We start from the raw sequence: 16,339 nt of genomic DNA on the forward strand, positions 1-16,339 counted from the left end.
TATCGCTCTAGGTAAATTCATCCTCAAAAAAGGGTAGGAAGATGTTATGGATTTAAATATCGCGTTAATTTTGGGGCAGGATGGTATTACCAGTGGTGCTATTTATGCATTATTAGCGCTTTGTATCATTTTAGTTTTTACTGTCACTCGGATATTACTTATTCCATTGGGTGAATTTGCTGTGTTTGGTGCATTGACTTTGGCATCCATTCAAGCAGGTATTCCAAGCTTAATAGTTTGGCTGGTCGTTGCGTTTTTTATTGTCAATACAAGTCTGGATTTATACGCTAAATTTTTTAAAAATCAAATATTTAATATCAAAATTTTTATTGCATCAATAATTTATATTTCTTTGATCGTTATCGCGATGTACACACTACCTTTAGCGACGCTTCCAATGCCAATTCAAGTTTTATTGACTTTGGCTGTGATTACACCGCTTGGTCCTCAAATGTATCGCACTTTTTTTCAACCTTTAGTGGCAGCCAAACCTTTAGTCTTATTGATAGTGTCGATAGCGGTTCATGTGGCATTAGTCGGTTTAGGACTCGTGATATTCGGTCCAAATGGTGCTCAAACACAACCGTTTAGTGACAAAAGCTTTGAGATTGGAACTCTTGTTTTAAGTAGTCAAACTTTGATCATTATCGCTTCATTCTTTGTGATGATTTTAGTGCTTTGGTATTTCTTTGAAAAAACACTCTATGGCAAGGCTTTGCATGCAACCGCTGTCAATCGAATCGGTGCACAGCTCATGGGTATTTCTCCAATCTTTGCGGGCAAACTGACTTTTGTTTTAGCTACATTTATCGGAACCTTATCAGGCATTTTAATTGCACCGATCACAACCCTGTATTACGACTCAGGATTTATTTTAAGTCTGAAGGGATTTGTAGGGGCAATCATTGGAGGACTAATCAGCTTCCCAGTCGCAGCAATTGGTGCCGTGATTGTTGGTGTTATTGAGTCTTTCTCGATGTTTTGGGCAAGTGATTACAAAGAAATCATCGTCTTTACATTAATTATTCCTTTCTTACTTTGGAAATCGCTCACAACTCGTCATGTTGAGGAGGATGAAGAATGAAATCAAAAACTTATTTCTTTATATTTGCGCTTATTGTATTCATCAGCCCATTTTTTTTACCGACCTATCAAGTCACTTTATTGAACTATATTGGTCTAAATGCATTAGTCGTGTTGGGTCTTGTATTGGTGACAGGCGTTGGAGGCATGACTACATTTGGTCAAGCAGCCTTAGTGGGAATTGGCGCATACGCAACTGCTTACTTAACTGTGACTGAACAATTACCAAGTTTCCTCGCATGGACAGGTGGAAATCCTTGGTTTGGACTTCTGCTCGGAATAGTTATCACAGTCGCATCTGCGATTTTGGTGGGTGGCTTAACACTTAAACTTTCAGGGCATTATCTGCCTTTAGGTACGATCGCTTGGGGCATTTCACTTTATTATTTCTTTTCCACCATTGAAACTTTAGGTGGGCATTCTGGAATTTCGAATATTCCCTCTATTTCTATCGCAGGATTTGCCTTTGATAATGGCAACAAAATGTTCTACCTCATTTGGCTCATTGTATTCATTGCCATTATTTTGACAAAAAATCTTTTAAATTCTCGAGAGGGTCGAGCAATCCGTGCTTTGAAAGGCGGACAAGTAATGGCTGAGTCTATGGGAGTAAATACGTTTAGAGCAAAAATGATCATCTTTGTGATTGCTGCAATTTTTGCATCAATTTCAGGGTGGCTTTATGCACACACGCAAACTTTTATTAACCCGACACCTTTTGGACTCCAAATGGGTATCGACTACTTGTTTATGGCGTTGTTAGGCGGTGTCGGTAGTATTTGGGGTGCAATATTAGGTGCAGGCATATTCACCATGGTACGTCAATGGTTGCAAGATGCTTTGCCTATTATTTTTGGCGGACAAGGTCATTATGAAACAATCGTATTTGGATTAATCATTGTTGTATTGATGCAAAAAGCACCATCAGGGATTTGGTCATTTATTACTAAGTTGATCCCAAATAAATATAAGCCTGTAGATTTATATCCTTCAATCCACCCCATTCCTCAAATGGACAAAGTAGAAAATCAAATCAACAAGGGTGAATTGATATTAGATGCGATGAACATCACGAAAAAATTTGGTGGCTTGGTTGCGAACAATGAAATGAATCTGAAAATTCACGCTGGAGAGGTTCTCGCTTTAATTGGTCCGAATGGTGCTGGTAAAAGTACCATGTTCAATCAAATATCAGGTGTAGATGTTCCAACGAGTGGTGAAGTTTTATTTAAAGGTAAAAAAATAAATGGCATACCATCCAGAGAAATTGCCAAATTAGGATTAAGTCGCACATTCCAACACGTAAAAATATTGCCTGAAATGACTGTATTAGAAAATACAGCCATAGGTGCACATTTGCGCGGAGAAAAAAGTGTCATCTCATCCATGTTACTTCTTGATCGAGTTGAAGAAAATGAACTTCTCAATGAGGCTAAATATCAACTAGAACGTGTAGGGCTTGGAGAATATTTGTATGTCGAAGCTGGCAGTTTAGCACTCGGGCAGCAACGTATTTTAGAAATTGCACGTGCTTTATGTGCGAACCCAAGCTTATTACTACTTGATGAGCCCGCAGCAGGATTAAGATTTAAAGAGAAACAAGCCTTAGCTGAACTTCTATCTAAATTACGTGCTGAAGGTATGGCAATTCTCTTGGTCGAGCATGATATGGACTTTGTCATGAATCTCGCAGACCGAATTGTGGTCATGGAGTTCGGTCAAAAAATTGCTGAAGGATTACCAGAAGAAATTCAAAAAAATGAAGCTGTATTGGAAGCTTATTTAGGAGGTGCTGCATGATCACAATGCTTGGAAATCAAGAGGGCACGCCTCTGCTAGAAGTAAATAATTTGAGTGTGGCTTACGGAAAAGTCGAAGCGCTTTCAAATTTTAATATGCGTGTTAATCAAGGCCAAATTGTTTCTGTTGTTGGTCCAAATGGTGCGGGTAAAACAACTTTATTGTCTGCAATTATGGGGGTGCTGGGTTCTAAAGGAAACGTCGATTTCGATGGGCATGTGGAGCAATGTCCACAGGTTGAGCAAATGGTGATTCGTGGGCTCGGATTAGTGCCTGAAAAACGGGAGTTATTTGGAACAATGTCTATTGAAGACAATCTTATGCTTGGCGCTTTTCAACGCTATCGCCAAAGAGACAAAGAGATTTTGAGCACTTTAGATGAAGTGTATGACATTTTTCCTCGTTTGAAAGAAAGACGATCTCAGCAAGCAGGAACACTTTCTGGTGGTGAACGACAAATGCTTGCAGTGGGTCGTGCACTCATGGCTAAACCTAAATTGTTGATGCTTGATGAGCCGAGTTTGGGATTAGCACCACTCATCACTCGAGAAATTTTTAAGGTCATTGACCAATTAAGAGGACATGGCGTGTCTATCTTGTTAGTTGAGCAGAATGCCAGAGCTGCTTTAAAACTTGCAGATTATGCTTATGTCCTTGAAATGGGAGAACTATCAATGGAAGGAAGGGGCTCTGATTTAGTTGAAGATCCAAGAATCATCGAAAGTTACTTAGGAATTAATAGTAAGCATCAAGACGTATTAGCTATATAGAACATAACAAATCATACGATTTTCAGGGATTTGAATGGATGTCAAAAAAAATTTTGGTATATGGTGCTGGAGCCATAGGCTGTGTAGTTGCTGCTAGATTAACGCTAGCAGGACACCAAGTCACTGTTCTAGCGCGAGGGGAAAAAGTCGAAACGCTAAAGCAAAAAGGGATTCATTTAAAAGATGTACTGGGTGAATTTCAAGTACATCCATCTCGAATTGTGGATACTGAAGAATGCATTGAAAAACAGGATTTCATATTTATAGCAACCAAGTTTAACGCTTTATACGAAATCTCAACTCAGCTGAAGCGTTATATGCATAACGCGACAGTCATCGTGCCGTTAATGAATGGCATACCCTTTTGGTATTTTTACGGTTTAGAGAATAACTCTGAACATTCAAGCATAAATTGTTTAGATCAACAGGGCGTTTTAAATGACCATTTTCCATTAGAACATTTAATTGGCGCTGTCGTATTTATTACAGCGCAAAGTGTCAATGGAAATGAGGTCAAATCAGACAATCCATATTTGTTGATCTTTGGTGAGCCAAGTCATCAAATGACTGAACGATTACATGCGCTTGTAGAATTGTTTGAAAATACAAGTATCGAAGCACGACCCGTAGAGAACATCCGAGATCAAATTTGGACCAAGGTTATGGCTAACTTGAGCTCCAATCCATTATCGGTTGTGGCTGATGCTCCGCTAAGTAAAATTTATTCTGATCACAATTTAACTCGAATTACGCAACAAATTTTATATGAAGTTCGAGCTGTTGCGGCTTGCTATGGCGCTCGTATCAATATCGACCCAAACACATTTTTAAAATTGGGTTCAGAGATGGGGGAAACATATACATCAATGTGGCATGACTACAAAAATCATCGCCCTTTAGAGTTAGCACCCATTGCAGAAGCTGTATTTGAATTGGCAGATGCTTATGAATGTCCGATGCCGACATCCAAACTTATATATGAATTAACGGTCTATTTAAGCGAACAAGCCAGAACAAGGAATAATGAAGATGAAAAATAATGTATTGAATGTGTCTGAAGCTGAATGGGCGCTCAGAGTTAAATTAGCGAATTGTTATCACCTTATTGATTATTTTGGTTGGACGGAAACAATTTTTAATCATGTCTCAGCGCGCTTACCAGGAGCTGAACACTATTATTTAGTAAATCCTTTCGGCTTGAACTATACGGAAATCACACCCGAAAATTTATTAAAAGTTGATTTAAACGGCAATAAAGTGATTCATTCTGAATATGATGCCAATCCTGCAGGATTTGCTTTACATAGTGCTGTTCATGGTGCTCGTGATGATATTCGATGTTTAATACATACACATACCACACCAATCAGTGCCATTGCACAAAAGAAAGATGGCTTTAAAAATGACAATTTTTATGGTGCGCAGTTATATGGTCGGGTAGGCTATCATGCCTTTGAAGGCATTACCCTATTCGAAGAAGAAAAACAAAGAATGATCAAAAGTTTAGGTGATCATCACATTCTGGTACTTAGAAATCATGGTGTAGCTGTGGGAGAGAGTACGATTGAAAAAGCTTTTTTCCTACTCTGGACAGTTCAACGAGCCGCAGAAATACAATGCCAAGCGGATTCAATGCGTGGTGACGATGTTGAATTAGATCATATCGTAAAACAGAAGTGTGCAGACTTAACTCAAATGTTAATTCAAGAAAGTGCTTTCGCTGATAAGTTTTTTAATGCGATGGTTCGAAAAATGCAGGAAAACAAACACTAGTTCAGGGATAGATTGAGATGAATACGATATTAAAAGAAAAAATCAGTCATAAGTCGGCATGGGTGGGCAAAGACCTAAAAAATCAGACAGATTGGATTTATTATTTAAGCGAAGAAATGCTTCATGAATTAAGCCAAAATTTGCAATTTATAGAACAACAAGATCTAGAAATTGATCAATTGAATAACACGCATTTAACGATTAATAATTCACAAGTTTTATCTGAATTTAAAAAATATGCCGATGAGCTTGAGAATGGATATGGTTTCTTTCTATTAAAAGGTTTAGATGTCTCTAAATTTAGTGAACGCCAATTGGCGATTATTTACTATTTAATTGGCATGTATATGGGTCAACCCGTTACCCAAAATCCTAAAGGCGATTTATTGGGTAAAGTAGAAAACGTTGGTGATCTTAACAACAAATCAACGCGAGTTTATGAAACAAACGCATATCTCCCTTACCACACTGACTTATCTGACGTAGTTGGATTGCTATCAATTAGAAAAGCAATGAGTGGAGGATTAAGTAGTCTTGTCAGTGCTGCCACAGTCTACAATAGAATTTTAGAAAATTATCCTGAATATCTAGGTTATTATTATCATCCGACTTATTGTGATCATCTTGGTGACTCAGAACCAACACTCACGCCTATATTTAGCTTTTATGACAATAAATTAAGTTGTCGATACTTAAGAGCATATATTGAACTAGGACATGAGCGAAAAGGAATCCCTTTATCCAGAGTTCAAGTCGATGCGCTTGATATTTTCGATCAATACATACAAGATCCTGATCTCAGACTAGATATGATGCTTGAACCGGGTGATATGCAGTTCTGTAATAACTATTGTGTAATGCATTCACGATCATCATTTATAGATGATGAAGACATCTCAAAGCGAAGAAAATTATTAAGATTATGGTTGAAAATGCCTAATGCCCGATCTTTAGCCAAGGATTTCCCAGGTAGAAATGGTATTCAAAAAGTAAATCTTTCTTAAAAAATGCTCAATATTTGACTACAACCTGACTCGGACTTTTAAGGCCGAGTCTTTTTTTTGCGATTACTCAAAAGTTATAAGACTGAATCTGATTTTGAGATGAGTAAAAATAATAATTACGCACTCATCTGATTGATCACCTAAATAATATTCTTTTTTTGTTAACGCGCTATATGGTTCGGCATTATATCGTCTAACAATATTCACACTTTGAATGAGTTAAGTTAAATCAGCTTCTGGAAGTGAGTTTTCCTCATTCAGCAGTCCTGAACGCATTTTAGTAAATTTGAGAGTGATTTCTATTCAAGTAGGGAGAATAATCTGCTCTTCAAACGAAAAATGTTGAAAGCCTAGACCTGACAGGGAATACTTCGTTTATCTTTATTTAATCGGGCATCGGACATGGGTATTCATCATAATGCGGCTTTGGCTTGCAACAAGTAGACTTTGATTATTTTTTTCTACCTTTGATTAGTTTAATCATTATTGATTCTCAGTTGAGAAAAAAGAACTCGAACAGATGTTCGAGTTCTTTTTCTAAAATAAACTAAATATGAGCTTAGATTTTAGAAAATGCTTTATGTAATTTTGCACAAATCACTTCTTATCTGACCATTTCATCTTTTTCTACATCTAGACTTTTCACAAAATGTTTACATCCTGTTTTAAGTAAAATAATAGTCAATAACGCTGAGAATCCACCTACGATTGAAATTGAATAACCCACCATGTTGGTATCCCCGAATACTTTATCGGTAATTAATGCGACTAAAGTTGTTCCAATACCTAAACCAATTAAGCTACTGATTAACAAGAAAATTGCAGAAATTTGAGCTCGTAATTGATTTGGAGCTAAAATTTGCATAGCTGCTGTTGAGGTTGGCATTGGGAAAGATGCAAAGAACATAGCCACTGTAAAAATAGCAACAGATAACCACAGTGAGTCTACTAATGTATAGCTAATAATCGGTAAGATAATTCCTAAACCACCTAAATAACCAGCATACATTGCAGCATCACGTCGACCTTTACTTGTCAGATAGTCAGTTAACCAGCCTGCAAAGAAAACGCCAGATGTGTTTGCGATAAGTAGAATCGTTCCTAACATATAACCTGTTTCAACAGGACTGAGACCAAAGTTACGCATATAAAATGCAGGTGACCAGCTCATGACACAAAACAATGCCATTGCATAGAATGTGAAGCCCATGTAGTGACAAGTAAATGTCTTACTATGCTTTTTTAAGAATTTAAACGAATCCGTAAATTTAACTTTTACGACATTACCTGAGGCATCGAGTTTTTGTCCTGTTCGTTGCGGATTTCTTACTGTTAAAATAAATAAAAGACCAATAAAAACGCCTGGCAATCCAACAAGAATAAAGGCAACTTGCCAAGCCTTTATCATGCCGAGTAGAGGAACATCAATAAACGTTGCATCTTTTAATAAGCTGATCACATAGCCACCAACGAGAAAAGCCATCCCTCCACCGATAAAAGAACCAATGGAGTAAATACCAACGGCTTTACCTAATTTGTCTTTACTGAACATATCACTAAACATGGAATATGCTGCGGGTGATAATGCTGCTTCACCAATGCCAATCCCCATTCTTGACAGAAAAAGTTGAATGAAGTTTTTACTTAGACCACAAGCCGCTGTTGCTAAGCTCCAAAAAATAATGCCAATTGCAATAATTTTTGGTCGGGAAAATCGGTCTGCTAAATAAGCGATTGGCAATCCCATAAATGCGTAAAATAGGGAAAAAGCTAAACCGTGCAATAGACTAAACTGAGTATCAGTTAAATTTAAATCTGCTTTGATGGGTTCAATCATCAAGACTAAAATTTGTCGATCAATATAAGAAAATATATAAGCCAACATACATAGTGTGACTACGTACCAAGCGTATCTCGTATTTTTTTTGACCGAAGCGGGTTCTTCAGCATTTAGAGTATTCTGCATTTTTGTGTCCTATATCCTTAAGGGTTTGATTTTTATTCCATTATTTTTGTAGCTGAACTGTGACTGGGTATTCAAATTTAAGCAGCATTAGTCATATATAATGCAAAGTTAAACTCAAATACTTTTTATCAGTATACTGATAATATTTATGATTTTATAAAAGGGCAATAGGTATGTTTAAAAAAAATACGAATTCACCTGAAATATTTGATAATGAATCGGGTTACCTTGGATTTTTATTAAGAAAGACATCCCATGTATATCGTTTAAAAATGGAGCGTGTACTTGCTGAATATTCAATCACTCCACCACAGTTCACAATTTTGAAAATTATTTTGACTTACCCAGGTTTCACAAATGCGGAAATAGCACGTTTTGCTTCATTAACACCACAAACAGTAAATTTGATGATCTCAAAATTAGAAAAACAAAATATTCTCTACAAAACTTCTCATTCTACGAATAAGAAAATTCAATTAATTGAGATATCAGATTTAGGGAAAAAACTTATGGAAGATTGTGGTGATGCTATTGATCGTTTAGAAGATTCTTTAGTCGATGGTTTTAGTGAAAGTGAAATAAGAATCGTCAGGAAATGGATGAAAAAAATTAATGAAGAATAATTTTCTAAATTTTTTGGTTTTTGAACTTGCATAATTATCAGCACACTGATAATTTTTAAGTACATTAAAAAAACTGAATGGATTTAGAGGAAAACAAAATGATCAAACCTTATGGTGTAGTAGGATTAGTTCCAACAATATGGGGCACAAGTTGTAGAGCAGATATTATGAAAAATATCTCTCATTTAGAGGAACTTACATCCGGTGCATTATGGTTGAGTTCTTTAGATATTCCAGTAAGACTGTTGGTTCTCCCAGAGGGAGCATTACAGGGCTTCAACGATGAAGCACTCGATGTTGATATTCAAGAATTCTTAGATGATGGTGCGATCGATATACCAGGCCCTGAAACAGATCGTTTAGGTAAGTTAGCTAAAAAACATAATGTTTTTATCATGGCGCAAGCCAAAGCTAAAAATGAGGATTGGCCAGGCATTATGTTTAATGTCGGATTTATTATAAATCCTCAAGGCGAAATTATTTTAAAACACCACAAAATGTCTGCTTTATTGCCATGCGAGCGTTCAGCATCACCTCATGATTTGTATGATGAGTGGGTAAAAAAATATGGCGAAGAGCTTCAATCATTTTGGCCAGTAGTTGATACGGAAATTGGTCGATTGGGCATAATGATGGCAATGGAAGGTAATTTTCCAGAAAATGGTCGAGGCCTAGCGATGAATGGTGCTGAAGTCGTCTATCGTGCATCTTTACCAGCTTCATTTACTGAAAATGATGTATTTGAAATCTCCAATCGTGCTCGTGCTTTAGAAAATAATATGTACGTAGTAGCACCTAATATTGGGGGGATGTATCTTGATGAAAATACATTAGCACCGATCGATTGTGGTGGTGGTCTTTCTATGATTGTGGACCATAAAGGTAAAATAGTGGGTAAACAGCATGATACCAATGGATCTACCTATGTGACTGGTGTAGTTGATATAGAGGCACTTCGTTATCATCGTACACACGCTCAGGTGACCAATTGGATGAAAGATATACGTGCAGAATGCGCACAATTAATTTATAAAAATAATATATATCCTAAAAATTTGTATTTGCAGCAAAAACAGGGACATCACGACGAATATAAAGCGGAAGTGATTGATAAGCAAATTCAGAAGCTTATTGATATGGGTGTCTGGAAAAAAAGCGCATATGATGAATCTTAATCAATGCACTAGCTTAAAAACCCAATAATGTATTGGGTTTTTTTGGGTATATATTTTTTAAATGATCTTTTTTTACATAAATCAAAGCGCCAGAAGCACCTGCTTTGAATTCAATACGATGTTGAGTCGGAAACCTCATCCACGAACCAGCTGAATAATTTCGTTCATTCATCACCAATTCACCTTCGATAATGAAAATTTCAATACCGTTATGATGTGTTGATTCTAAAACCTGTTGGCTTTCGAGTTTTTCGAGAAAGGTGTCTTCATACTCAGATTGAAATAGTTGGCAAATCTTTCTGTTGTTAAAATAGGTCCAGTTTCGCTCGTCACGAGTATCAATTCGGGTAGCTAATTTTTCTTCTTCAGACATTTGCATGAGTTTCACCAAGATCAGACATCCATCTAAGCTCGAGACAATATGTTTAGAAAGGTGAGGATTTCGCATATACCATCCAGATGGATAGTGCTGATGATCATCTTCAGTAAAAGTCCCTTTTAACACTAGAACTTCTTCACCGAAGGGGTGTTGATGCTCTGGGAACTGAGAATTTGAAGGGAACTCAACTAGGCTGGTTGCTCTTGCTTGTTCTAAGCCAACACGATCAAACATCATTCGTTTAACTTCGCCTCTTGGGGATTGAATCCATTGATAATCCTCTGGAGTAATTATTACAGGTTGAGAGAAGTCAGCATTTAATCTCATGCTTTTAGCCTAAAAAAGAGCATTAAAGTGATTAATATTATCAAAAAAAGCGTGAATTTAAGATGAAAACCTGTTCAAGTTCGAGAGTGATGGGGTGTGGAGCAACTTTGACTTTGGTCGGCTAGCTTCTCTTTTCTCTTTCGAATAATTTAATCTAGGTCGACTTTATTTGAGAATCTAAGTCAATAAAAAAAAGCCTCAATCTTTCGAATGAAGCTTTTAAAATTTTGGAGCGGGAAACGAGACTCGAACTCGCGACCCCAACCTTGGCAAGGTTGTGCTCTACCAACTGAGCTATTCCCGCAATATGGTGTGAATTATAGTGATTTTGCACACCCTGTCAACACTTCCAAAATTTAATTGATGAATTAATCAGCACGCCGCCATAAAGTTCCTTGACGCGTATCTTCAAGTACAATGCCTTGATCAAGAAGATTTTGGCGAATCTCATCTGCACGTGCAAAGTTTTTCTCTTTCTTGGCATCTTTGCGTTGTTGAATGAGATCTTCAATTTCATCATTACTCAAAGATAAGCTTTCTTGACCAATATCTGATTTTAGGAATTCATCAACATTATGTTGAACAAGACCTAAGATATTGGTCAGATGGCGCAAGGTGGCATAATATATGGCCGCCTGTTCAGCAATTTCGTCTTTTACGGCACGATTTAATTCTTTATTGATTTCAAAAAGTACGGCAATCGCTTCTGATGTGTTGAAATCATCCCGCATTGCTGCATTAAACTTTTCAACGAGTGCTTCATCGTATTGCGAATTAATTTCGGCACCATATATCTGTTGATATGCTTTAAATGAATGATAAAAACGACTTAATGTGTTTTTAGCTTCTTTAAGCGCAGTATCAGAAAAATTCACAGGGCTACGATAGTGTGATGAAACGATAAAGTAACGAATAACTTCAGGATGGAATTTTTCCATGACATCGCGAATCGTGAAAAAATTGCCTAAAGATTTAGACATTTTTTCACCATCGACATTGATAAAGCCTACGTGCATCCAATAGTTTACATATTGTTCGCCAGTTGCAGCTTCACTTTGTGCGATTTCATTTTCGTGATGGGGGAAGGTCAAGTCAGACCCACCACCATGAATATCAAAATGATTACCAAGGCAACATGTAGACATTGCTGAACATTCAATATGCCAACCTGGACGACCATTCCCCCAAGGAGATTTCCAAGAAGGTTCATTTTCTTTTGCATGCTTCCATAGCACAAAATCGAAAGGATGTTTCTTTTCAACTTCAACATCGACTCGTTCGGAAGCACCTGCTTGCATGTCTTTGAGTTTACGACCAGATAGACGCCCGTATTTTTTAAATTTTTCAACTTCGAAGTACACATCACCGTTTGACGCAGGATATGCAGTGCCATTATTGACCAAAATACCAATCATATTTTGCATTTGATCGATATACTCTGTCGCACGAGGTGCTTCATCAGGTGCCAAGCATCCTAAATTAGCAGCATCTTCATTCATTGCCTGAATAAAGCGATCAGTGAGTGCTGTAATGCTTTCACCATTTTCATTTGCACGTGCAATGATTTTGTCATCAATGTCAGTAATATTGCGAATATATTTAACTTTCCAACCTTGGCTACGAAGAAAACGAATAATATAGTCAAATGCAACCATAACCCGAGCATGACCAATATGACAGTAGTCGTAAACTGTCATCCCACAGACATACATATCAATATGTCCTGCTTTGCGTGGTACAAACTCAACTTTTTTTCGTTGCTCTGAGTTATATAGAACAAATGGTTGCATAGGTCTTCAAAAAGCTAAAAAAATGGTGGTTCATCTTAACCTAAGGCTTATCTTTCACAAAGTTTTATGCGTAAAAAATCTATGCAAATGAAATTTATACATTTAAGAAAAAGATACTTGCATGCTTATGTTAATATATGAAGAATAATTTAATGATTGAAATTGTGGCTGAATCCAGCCTCAAGGTGCCCAGATTTGAATTCTGAAAATACTACATATCCAATTGATTTTCAAAAGGTTGCAAAAGAAACCTTAGAGATTGAGCGTCAAGCTTTATCGGTACTATCCAGTCAGATTGATGATCGTTTTTCCCAAGCATGTCAAATTATCCTACAGTGTCAAGGTCGTTTAGTGGTCACTGGTATGGGGAAATCTGGTCATATCGGTCGAAAAATGGCTGCAACATTTGCATCAACAGGAACTCCGTCTTTCTTTATGCATCCAGGTGAAGCTGGTCATGGTGATCTCGGGATGTTAGTGCGTGGAGATGTGCTGATCGCGATTTCAAACTCTGGTAAAAGTGATGAAATCATGATGTTAATGCCACTCATCAAACATTTGGGTGTGCCATTGATAACAATTTCAGGTGATGACCGTGGACCAATGCCACAGAACGCTGATGTTGCGCTTACACTTGGTCATATTCAAGAGGCATGCCCATTAGGTTTGGCACCAACTTCAAGCACGACAGCGACTTTAGCTTTAGGTGATGCTTTGGCTGTTGCTTTACTTGAAGCGCGTGGATTTACTGCAAATGATTTTGCCATGTCGCATCCAGCTGGTGCACTCGGTAAGCGATTACTGTTGCATGTTAAACATCTGATGCACGTGGGTGACTCTTTACCAAAAGTTTCACCAGATACACCAATGAATAAAGTTTTATACGAAATATCAAACAAACGTCTCGGATTAACCACAATTGTGGATGAAAATGATGTTCTGTTAGGTATATTTACGGATGGTGACTTGCGACGTCTCATTGATAAGCAACAAGGTTTTGATGTTAATCTTGCTGTATCAAAGGTTATGATTGAAAATCCTCTAACCATTTCACAAGAAGCAAGAGCGGTTGAAGCGCTAGAGCAAATGAATGCTAAAAAAATCAATCAATTTGTAGTAGTCAATGATGCCAAACAAGTGATTGGTGTGATTAGCATGCACGATTTAATTCAAGCTGGGGTAAATTAATTCATGGCATCTTATGTATTGTTAGAACAAGCACGACATATCGAAGCGTTGGTTTTGGATGTGGATGGTATTCTAAGTGATGGTTTTGTAACGTTGACGAACTCAGGTGATGAAATTAAGTCATTTGATATTCGTGATGGACTTGGGATGAAACTTGTTCAGCAAGCTGGAATTAAAGTTGTCATTATTACCGGTCGCCAAAGCAATATTGTGGCAAAGCGTATGAATGATCTAGGTGTAGACTTAGTTTATCAGGGGCGTGAAGACAAAGGGACTGCCTTACAGCAAGCTTGTACGCAACTGGGTTTAAAACCAGAAGATTGCTTGTATATGGGGGATGATTGGCCAGATTTATCAGCTTTTGCGATTGCGGGAATGAAAGTAACAGTGCCAAATGGTCATGTTGAAGTTCGTCGTCGTGCAGACCTTGTAACCCAAGCTTATGGTGGTCGTGGCGCTGTGCGTGAAATTTGTGACATGTTATTGTTGTCAAAAGGGGTTTACCATGAACTTCTTGAAAAATATTTGGCTGTAACGCATTAATATGCAGTTGATATGAACGCTGAATATAGTTGATGATTTATGGATACTAAAGTTTTATACATTACTGCTGTTATTGTCGCTGCTATAAGTGGTGGCTATTATTATTACAGCGGTAAAGGGAAAAAATTAGAGGGTTCATCCGCTCAATCGATGACATATTCAGCAAAGAATATTAATCTTTTGCAAACTGATGAAAAAGGCATGCTTTATGTTAAGGCTAGAGTGGATGAGCTGAACCAAGATATGAAACAGAAAACATCAAGCTTGCAGAATTTAAATGCCAGCATGTTTACTAATAATGTAGAAGACGCTACGTTTTATGCTAAACAAGCACATGGTTTCAATGACAATGAGAAGATTGTGTTATCTGGAGATGTTGTTGCAACCAAGCAAGGAGAAATGGGCAAAATGGTTTTTCGAACCGATGCGCTTACAGGATATCCAAAAACAAGAAAGCTTGAAACATCTGAGCAAGTTACTGTACAAACACCAAATGCAGATTTTGTCAGCCAAGGCTTAGAAGCAGATTTGAATGAAGGTCAGTACGATTTTAAAAATATTCGAGGAAAGTATGCACCAAACTAAACCTTCTTATTTATCAGGTTCAAAAATGCTTAAAGCAATAGCAATGGTGGCACTCAGTTCTATTTCTGTTATGGCATTTGCATTGCCAAGTGATCGTAATCAACCCATCATGCTTTTAGCTGATCGTGCGACCTATAATGACAAAACAGGTATAACGACCTATGTGGGGAATGTTTCTGTTGAACAAGGTACTTTCAAGTTAAATGCAGCCTCTATAGTTGCTAATCTCAATGCCAATCGTCAAATTAGCTCAGTAAATGCGTCAGGTTCCCCTGCAAAATTCCAACAGCAATTAGAGTCTAAACGTGGCATTGCACGCGGTGAAGCCTCTAAAATTGTATATAACGCTGATACAGGCATTATTACTTTGTCGGGTAATGCATACTTGTATCAAGATGGCGCAAGTATTCGTGGGAACACTTTGCGTTACAGTATGAATAAGGGTGATATCGAAGTTGTAGGCGGTGGCAGTAGTGGCACAGGCAGTTCGAAAGGTCGTGTACAAATTATCATTCCACCTTCTGCCTCAAAATCATTCTCTGGAGTACGTGATTAATGAGTGTCAATGAATCACCAATCCAAACATTAAAAATTAAACATCTTGCCAAAGTTTATAGTAAACGCTGGGTGGTGAAAGATGTTTCATTTAGCATGCAGAGTGGTCAAATTGTTGGTTTGCTTGGACCGAACGGGGCGGGAAAAACGACAAGCTTTTACATGGTAGTCGGACTGGTTCGAATGGATAAAGGTGAAATTCACTTAGATAATCTTGATCTTTCGGACCTTGCAATGCATGAGCGTGCTCGTCATGGAATTGGTTATTTGCCACAAGAGGCTTCAATTTTTCGTAAATTGAGTATTTCAGATAATATTATGGCGATTCTTGAAACGCGGAAGGATCTTAATAAGCAACAACGTAAAGAGAGACTTCAAGAGTTATTAGAAGACTTTAAAATTACACATATTAAAGATTCTTTGGGGATGAGTGTGTCAGGGGGGGAACGTCGCCGTGCTGAAATCGCTCGAGCATTAGCCGCCGATCCTAAGTTTATGCTCCTTGATGAGCCTTTTGCTGGGGTAGATCCAATTTCTGTAGGTGATATCAAAGATATCATTCGCAATTTAAAAGAACGTGGTATCGGTGTGCTCATTACAGACCATAACGTTCGCGAAACGCTCGCGATTTGTGAGCATGCTTATATTGTCAGCGAAGGATCTGTCATTGCGGAAGGAACACCAGATCAAGTACTTATGGATGAAACTGTCCGTAAAGTTTATTTAGGTGATGATTTCACAGTTTAAAAAAATAGTGTGATATCTATAAAATAATGTT

Annotated in this window: 16 protein-coding genes and 1 tRNA gene; 13 read left to right on the forward strand and 4 right to left on the reverse strand. The window is 37.5% G+C overall.

Translation table 11 applies throughout. The features are described from left to right. Positions 1–46 precede the first annotated feature (46 nt). The 6 genes from AC1M89_RS10405 to AC1M89_RS10430 are packed head-to-tail and all read left to right on the forward strand — an operon-like array spanning position 47 to position 6,430. Positions 47–1,084 (forward strand): branched-chain amino acid ABC transporter permease, encoded by a 1,038-nt coding sequence (locus tag AC1M89_RS10405; RefSeq protein ID WP_481597782.1) that lies wholly within the window; start codon positions 47–49, stop codon positions 1,082–1,084. Continuing rightward, complete coding sequence (locus tag AC1M89_RS10410; RefSeq protein ID WP_481614195.1) at positions 1,081–2,883, forward strand: branched-chain amino acid ABC transporter ATP-binding protein/permease; 1,803 nt, start codon at positions 1,081–1,083, stop codon at positions 2,881–2,883. The genes AC1M89_RS10405 and AC1M89_RS10410 overlap by 4 nt, the downstream gene beginning before the upstream one ends. Further along, positions 2,880–3,653 carry an ABC transporter ATP-binding protein gene (locus AC1M89_RS10415; RefSeq protein WP_481614196.1) on the forward strand — a complete coding sequence of 258 codons (774 nt, stop codon included), beginning with the start codon at positions 2,880–2,882 and terminating at the stop codon, positions 3,651–3,653. Before AC1M89_RS10410 ends, AC1M89_RS10415 begins: the two co-directional genes overlap by 4 nt. A gap of 38 nt (positions 3,654–3,691) precedes the next feature. Next, positions 3,692–4,693 carry a ketopantoate reductase family protein gene (locus AC1M89_RS10420; RefSeq protein ID WP_481587678.1) on the forward strand — a complete coding sequence of 334 codons (1,002 nt, stop codon included), beginning with the start codon at positions 3,692–3,694 and terminating at the stop codon, positions 4,691–4,693. After that, a complete protein-coding gene (locus tag AC1M89_RS10425) occupies positions 4,683–5,426 on the forward strand; it encodes a class II aldolase/adducin family protein (RefSeq protein WP_228143120.1) in 744 nt (247 codons plus the stop codon). The genes AC1M89_RS10420 and AC1M89_RS10425 overlap by 11 nt, the downstream gene beginning before the upstream one ends. Positions 5,427–5,443: 17 nt before the next feature. Next, entirely contained in the window at positions 5,444–6,430 is a 987-nt protein-coding gene (locus AC1M89_RS10430) for a TauD/TfdA family dioxygenase (protein ID WP_481611785.1), read from the forward strand. 604 nt (positions 6,431–7,034) lie between these two features. Here the strand turns inward: AC1M89_RS10430 and AC1M89_RS10435 are convergent. Continuing rightward, on the reverse strand, positions 7,035–8,396 hold the full coding sequence (locus AC1M89_RS10435) for a spinster family MFS transporter (protein ID WP_481609106.1): 1,362 nt from the start codon (positions 8,394–8,396) through the stop codon (positions 7,035–7,037). 173 nt (positions 8,397–8,569) lie between these two features. On the opposite strand from AC1M89_RS10435, the gene AC1M89_RS10440 reads away from it, so the two are divergent. Both AC1M89_RS10440 and AC1M89_RS10445 read left to right on the forward strand, forming a co-directional pair. Next, positions 8,570–9,019, forward strand: a complete 450-nt coding sequence (locus AC1M89_RS10440; protein WP_179999575.1) for a MarR family winged helix-turn-helix transcriptional regulator — start codon at positions 8,570–8,572, stop codon at positions 9,017–9,019. A gap of 98 nt (positions 9,020–9,117) precedes the next feature. Then, entirely contained in the window at positions 9,118–10,194 is a 1,077-nt protein-coding gene (locus AC1M89_RS10445; protein WP_481609107.1) for a nitrilase-related carbon-nitrogen hydrolase, read from the forward strand. Between the two features lie 13 nt (positions 10,195–10,207). Here AC1M89_RS10445 and AC1M89_RS10450 read toward each other — a convergent pair whose 3' ends face one another. The 3 genes from AC1M89_RS10450 to cysS form a co-directional block, all read right to left on the reverse strand. Further along, the gene (locus AC1M89_RS10450) at positions 10,208–10,900 is read right to left on the reverse strand and encodes a cupin domain-containing protein (protein WP_481609108.1); all 693 of its coding nucleotides are present in this window, start codon (positions 10,898–10,900) and stop codon (positions 10,208–10,210) included. A 228-nt stretch (positions 10,901–11,128) separates the two neighbouring features. After that, positions 11,129–11,204 (reverse strand) — tRNA-Gly (locus AC1M89_RS10455). Positions 11,205–11,268: 64 nt separating this feature from the next. Next, positions 11,269–12,690, reverse strand: coding sequence for a cysteine--tRNA ligase (gene cysS / locus AC1M89_RS10460; protein WP_481614197.1), 1,422 nt, complete (start codon positions 12,688–12,690; stop codon positions 11,269–11,271). A 195-nt stretch (positions 12,691–12,885) separates the two neighbouring features. Here cysS and AC1M89_RS10465 point away from each other — a divergent pair, with 195 nt between their 5' ends. Genes AC1M89_RS10465 through lptB form a run of 5 tightly spaced genes read left to right on the forward strand, consistent with a single transcriptional unit; the run spans position 12,886 to position 16,308 of the window. Beyond that, on the forward strand, positions 12,886–13,878 hold the full coding sequence (locus tag AC1M89_RS10465; RefSeq protein ID WP_481587673.1) for a KpsF/GutQ family sugar-phosphate isomerase: 993 nt from the start codon (positions 12,886–12,888) through the stop codon (positions 13,876–13,878). Positions 13,879–13,881: 3 nt separating this feature from the next. Beyond that, entirely contained in the window at positions 13,882–14,421 is a 540-nt protein-coding gene (locus AC1M89_RS10470; protein ID WP_481587672.1) for a KdsC family phosphatase, read from the forward strand. A 39-nt stretch (positions 14,422–14,460) separates the two neighbouring features. Then, positions 14,461–15,006 (forward strand): LPS export ABC transporter periplasmic protein LptC, encoded by a 546-nt coding sequence (lptC, locus tag AC1M89_RS10475; RefSeq protein WP_481609110.1) that lies wholly within the window; start codon positions 14,461–14,463, stop codon positions 15,004–15,006. 25 nt (positions 15,007–15,031) lie between these two features. Next, positions 15,032–15,562: a lipopolysaccharide transport periplasmic protein LptA gene (gene lptA / locus AC1M89_RS10480; protein WP_373683313.1), complete on the forward strand. Its 531-nt coding sequence runs from the start codon at positions 15,032–15,034 to the stop codon at positions 15,560–15,562. Then, on the forward strand, positions 15,562–16,308 hold the full coding sequence (lptB, locus tag AC1M89_RS10485; RefSeq protein WP_481592089.1) for an LPS export ABC transporter ATP-binding protein: 747 nt from the start codon (positions 15,562–15,564) through the stop codon (positions 16,306–16,308). The genes lptA and lptB overlap by 1 nt, the downstream gene beginning before the upstream one ends. The last annotated feature ends 31 nt before the right edge of the window (positions 16,309–16,339 follow it).

This window comes from Acinetobacter sp. ANC_7635, assembly GCF_056779945.1.

What these genes read in the sequence shown, in the direction of transcription:
- AC1M89_RS10435 (WP_481609106.1), bottom strand. Translation starts at nt 8,396, where the DNA reads ATGCAGAATACTCTAAATGCTGAAGAACCCGCTTCGGTCAAAAAAAAT.
- AC1M89_RS10405 (WP_481597782.1), top strand. Translation starts at nt 47, where the DNA reads ATGGATTTAAATATCGCGTTAATTTTGGGGCAGGATGGTATTACCAGT.
- AC1M89_RS10445 (WP_481609107.1), top strand. Translation starts at nt 9,118, where the DNA reads ATGATCAAACCTTATGGTGTAGTAGGATTAGTTCCAACAATATGGGGC.
- lptB (WP_481592089.1), top strand. Translation starts at nt 15,562, where the DNA reads ATGAGTGTCAATGAATCACCAATCCAAACATTAAAAATTAAACATCTT.
- AC1M89_RS10470 (WP_481587672.1), top strand. Translation starts at nt 13,882, where the DNA reads ATGGCATCTTATGTATTGTTAGAACAAGCACGACATATCGAAGCGTTG.
- AC1M89_RS10450 (WP_481609108.1), bottom strand. Translation starts at nt 10,900, where the DNA reads ATGAGATTAAATGCTGACTTCTCTCAACCTGTAATAATTACTCCAGAG.
- lptA (WP_373683313.1), top strand. Translation starts at nt 15,032, where the DNA reads ATGCTTAAAGCAATAGCAATGGTGGCACTCAGTTCTATTTCTGTTATG.
- cysS (WP_481614197.1), bottom strand. Translation starts at nt 12,690, where the DNA reads ATGCAACCATTTGTTCTATATAACTCAGAGCAACGAAAAAAAGTTGAG.
- lptC (WP_481609110.1), top strand. Translation starts at nt 14,461, where the DNA reads ATGGATACTAAAGTTTTATACATTACTGCTGTTATTGTCGCTGCTATA.
- AC1M89_RS10430 (WP_481611785.1), top strand. Translation starts at nt 5,444, where the DNA reads ATGAATACGATATTAAAAGAAAAAATCAGTCATAAGTCGGCATGGGTG.
- AC1M89_RS10415 (WP_481614196.1), top strand. Translation starts at nt 2,880, where the DNA reads ATGATCACAATGCTTGGAAATCAAGAGGGCACGCCTCTGCTAGAAGTA.
- AC1M89_RS10440 (WP_179999575.1), top strand. Translation starts at nt 8,570, where the DNA reads ATGTTTAAAAAAAATACGAATTCACCTGAAATATTTGATAATGAATCG.
- AC1M89_RS10410 (WP_481614195.1), top strand. Translation starts at nt 1,081, where the DNA reads ATGAAATCAAAAACTTATTTCTTTATATTTGCGCTTATTGTATTCATC.
- AC1M89_RS10420 (WP_481587678.1), top strand. Translation starts at nt 3,692, where the DNA reads ATGTCAAAAAAAATTTTGGTATATGGTGCTGGAGCCATAGGCTGTGTA.
- AC1M89_RS10425 (WP_228143120.1), top strand. Translation starts at nt 4,683, where the DNA reads ATGAAAAATAATGTATTGAATGTGTCTGAAGCTGAATGGGCGCTCAGA.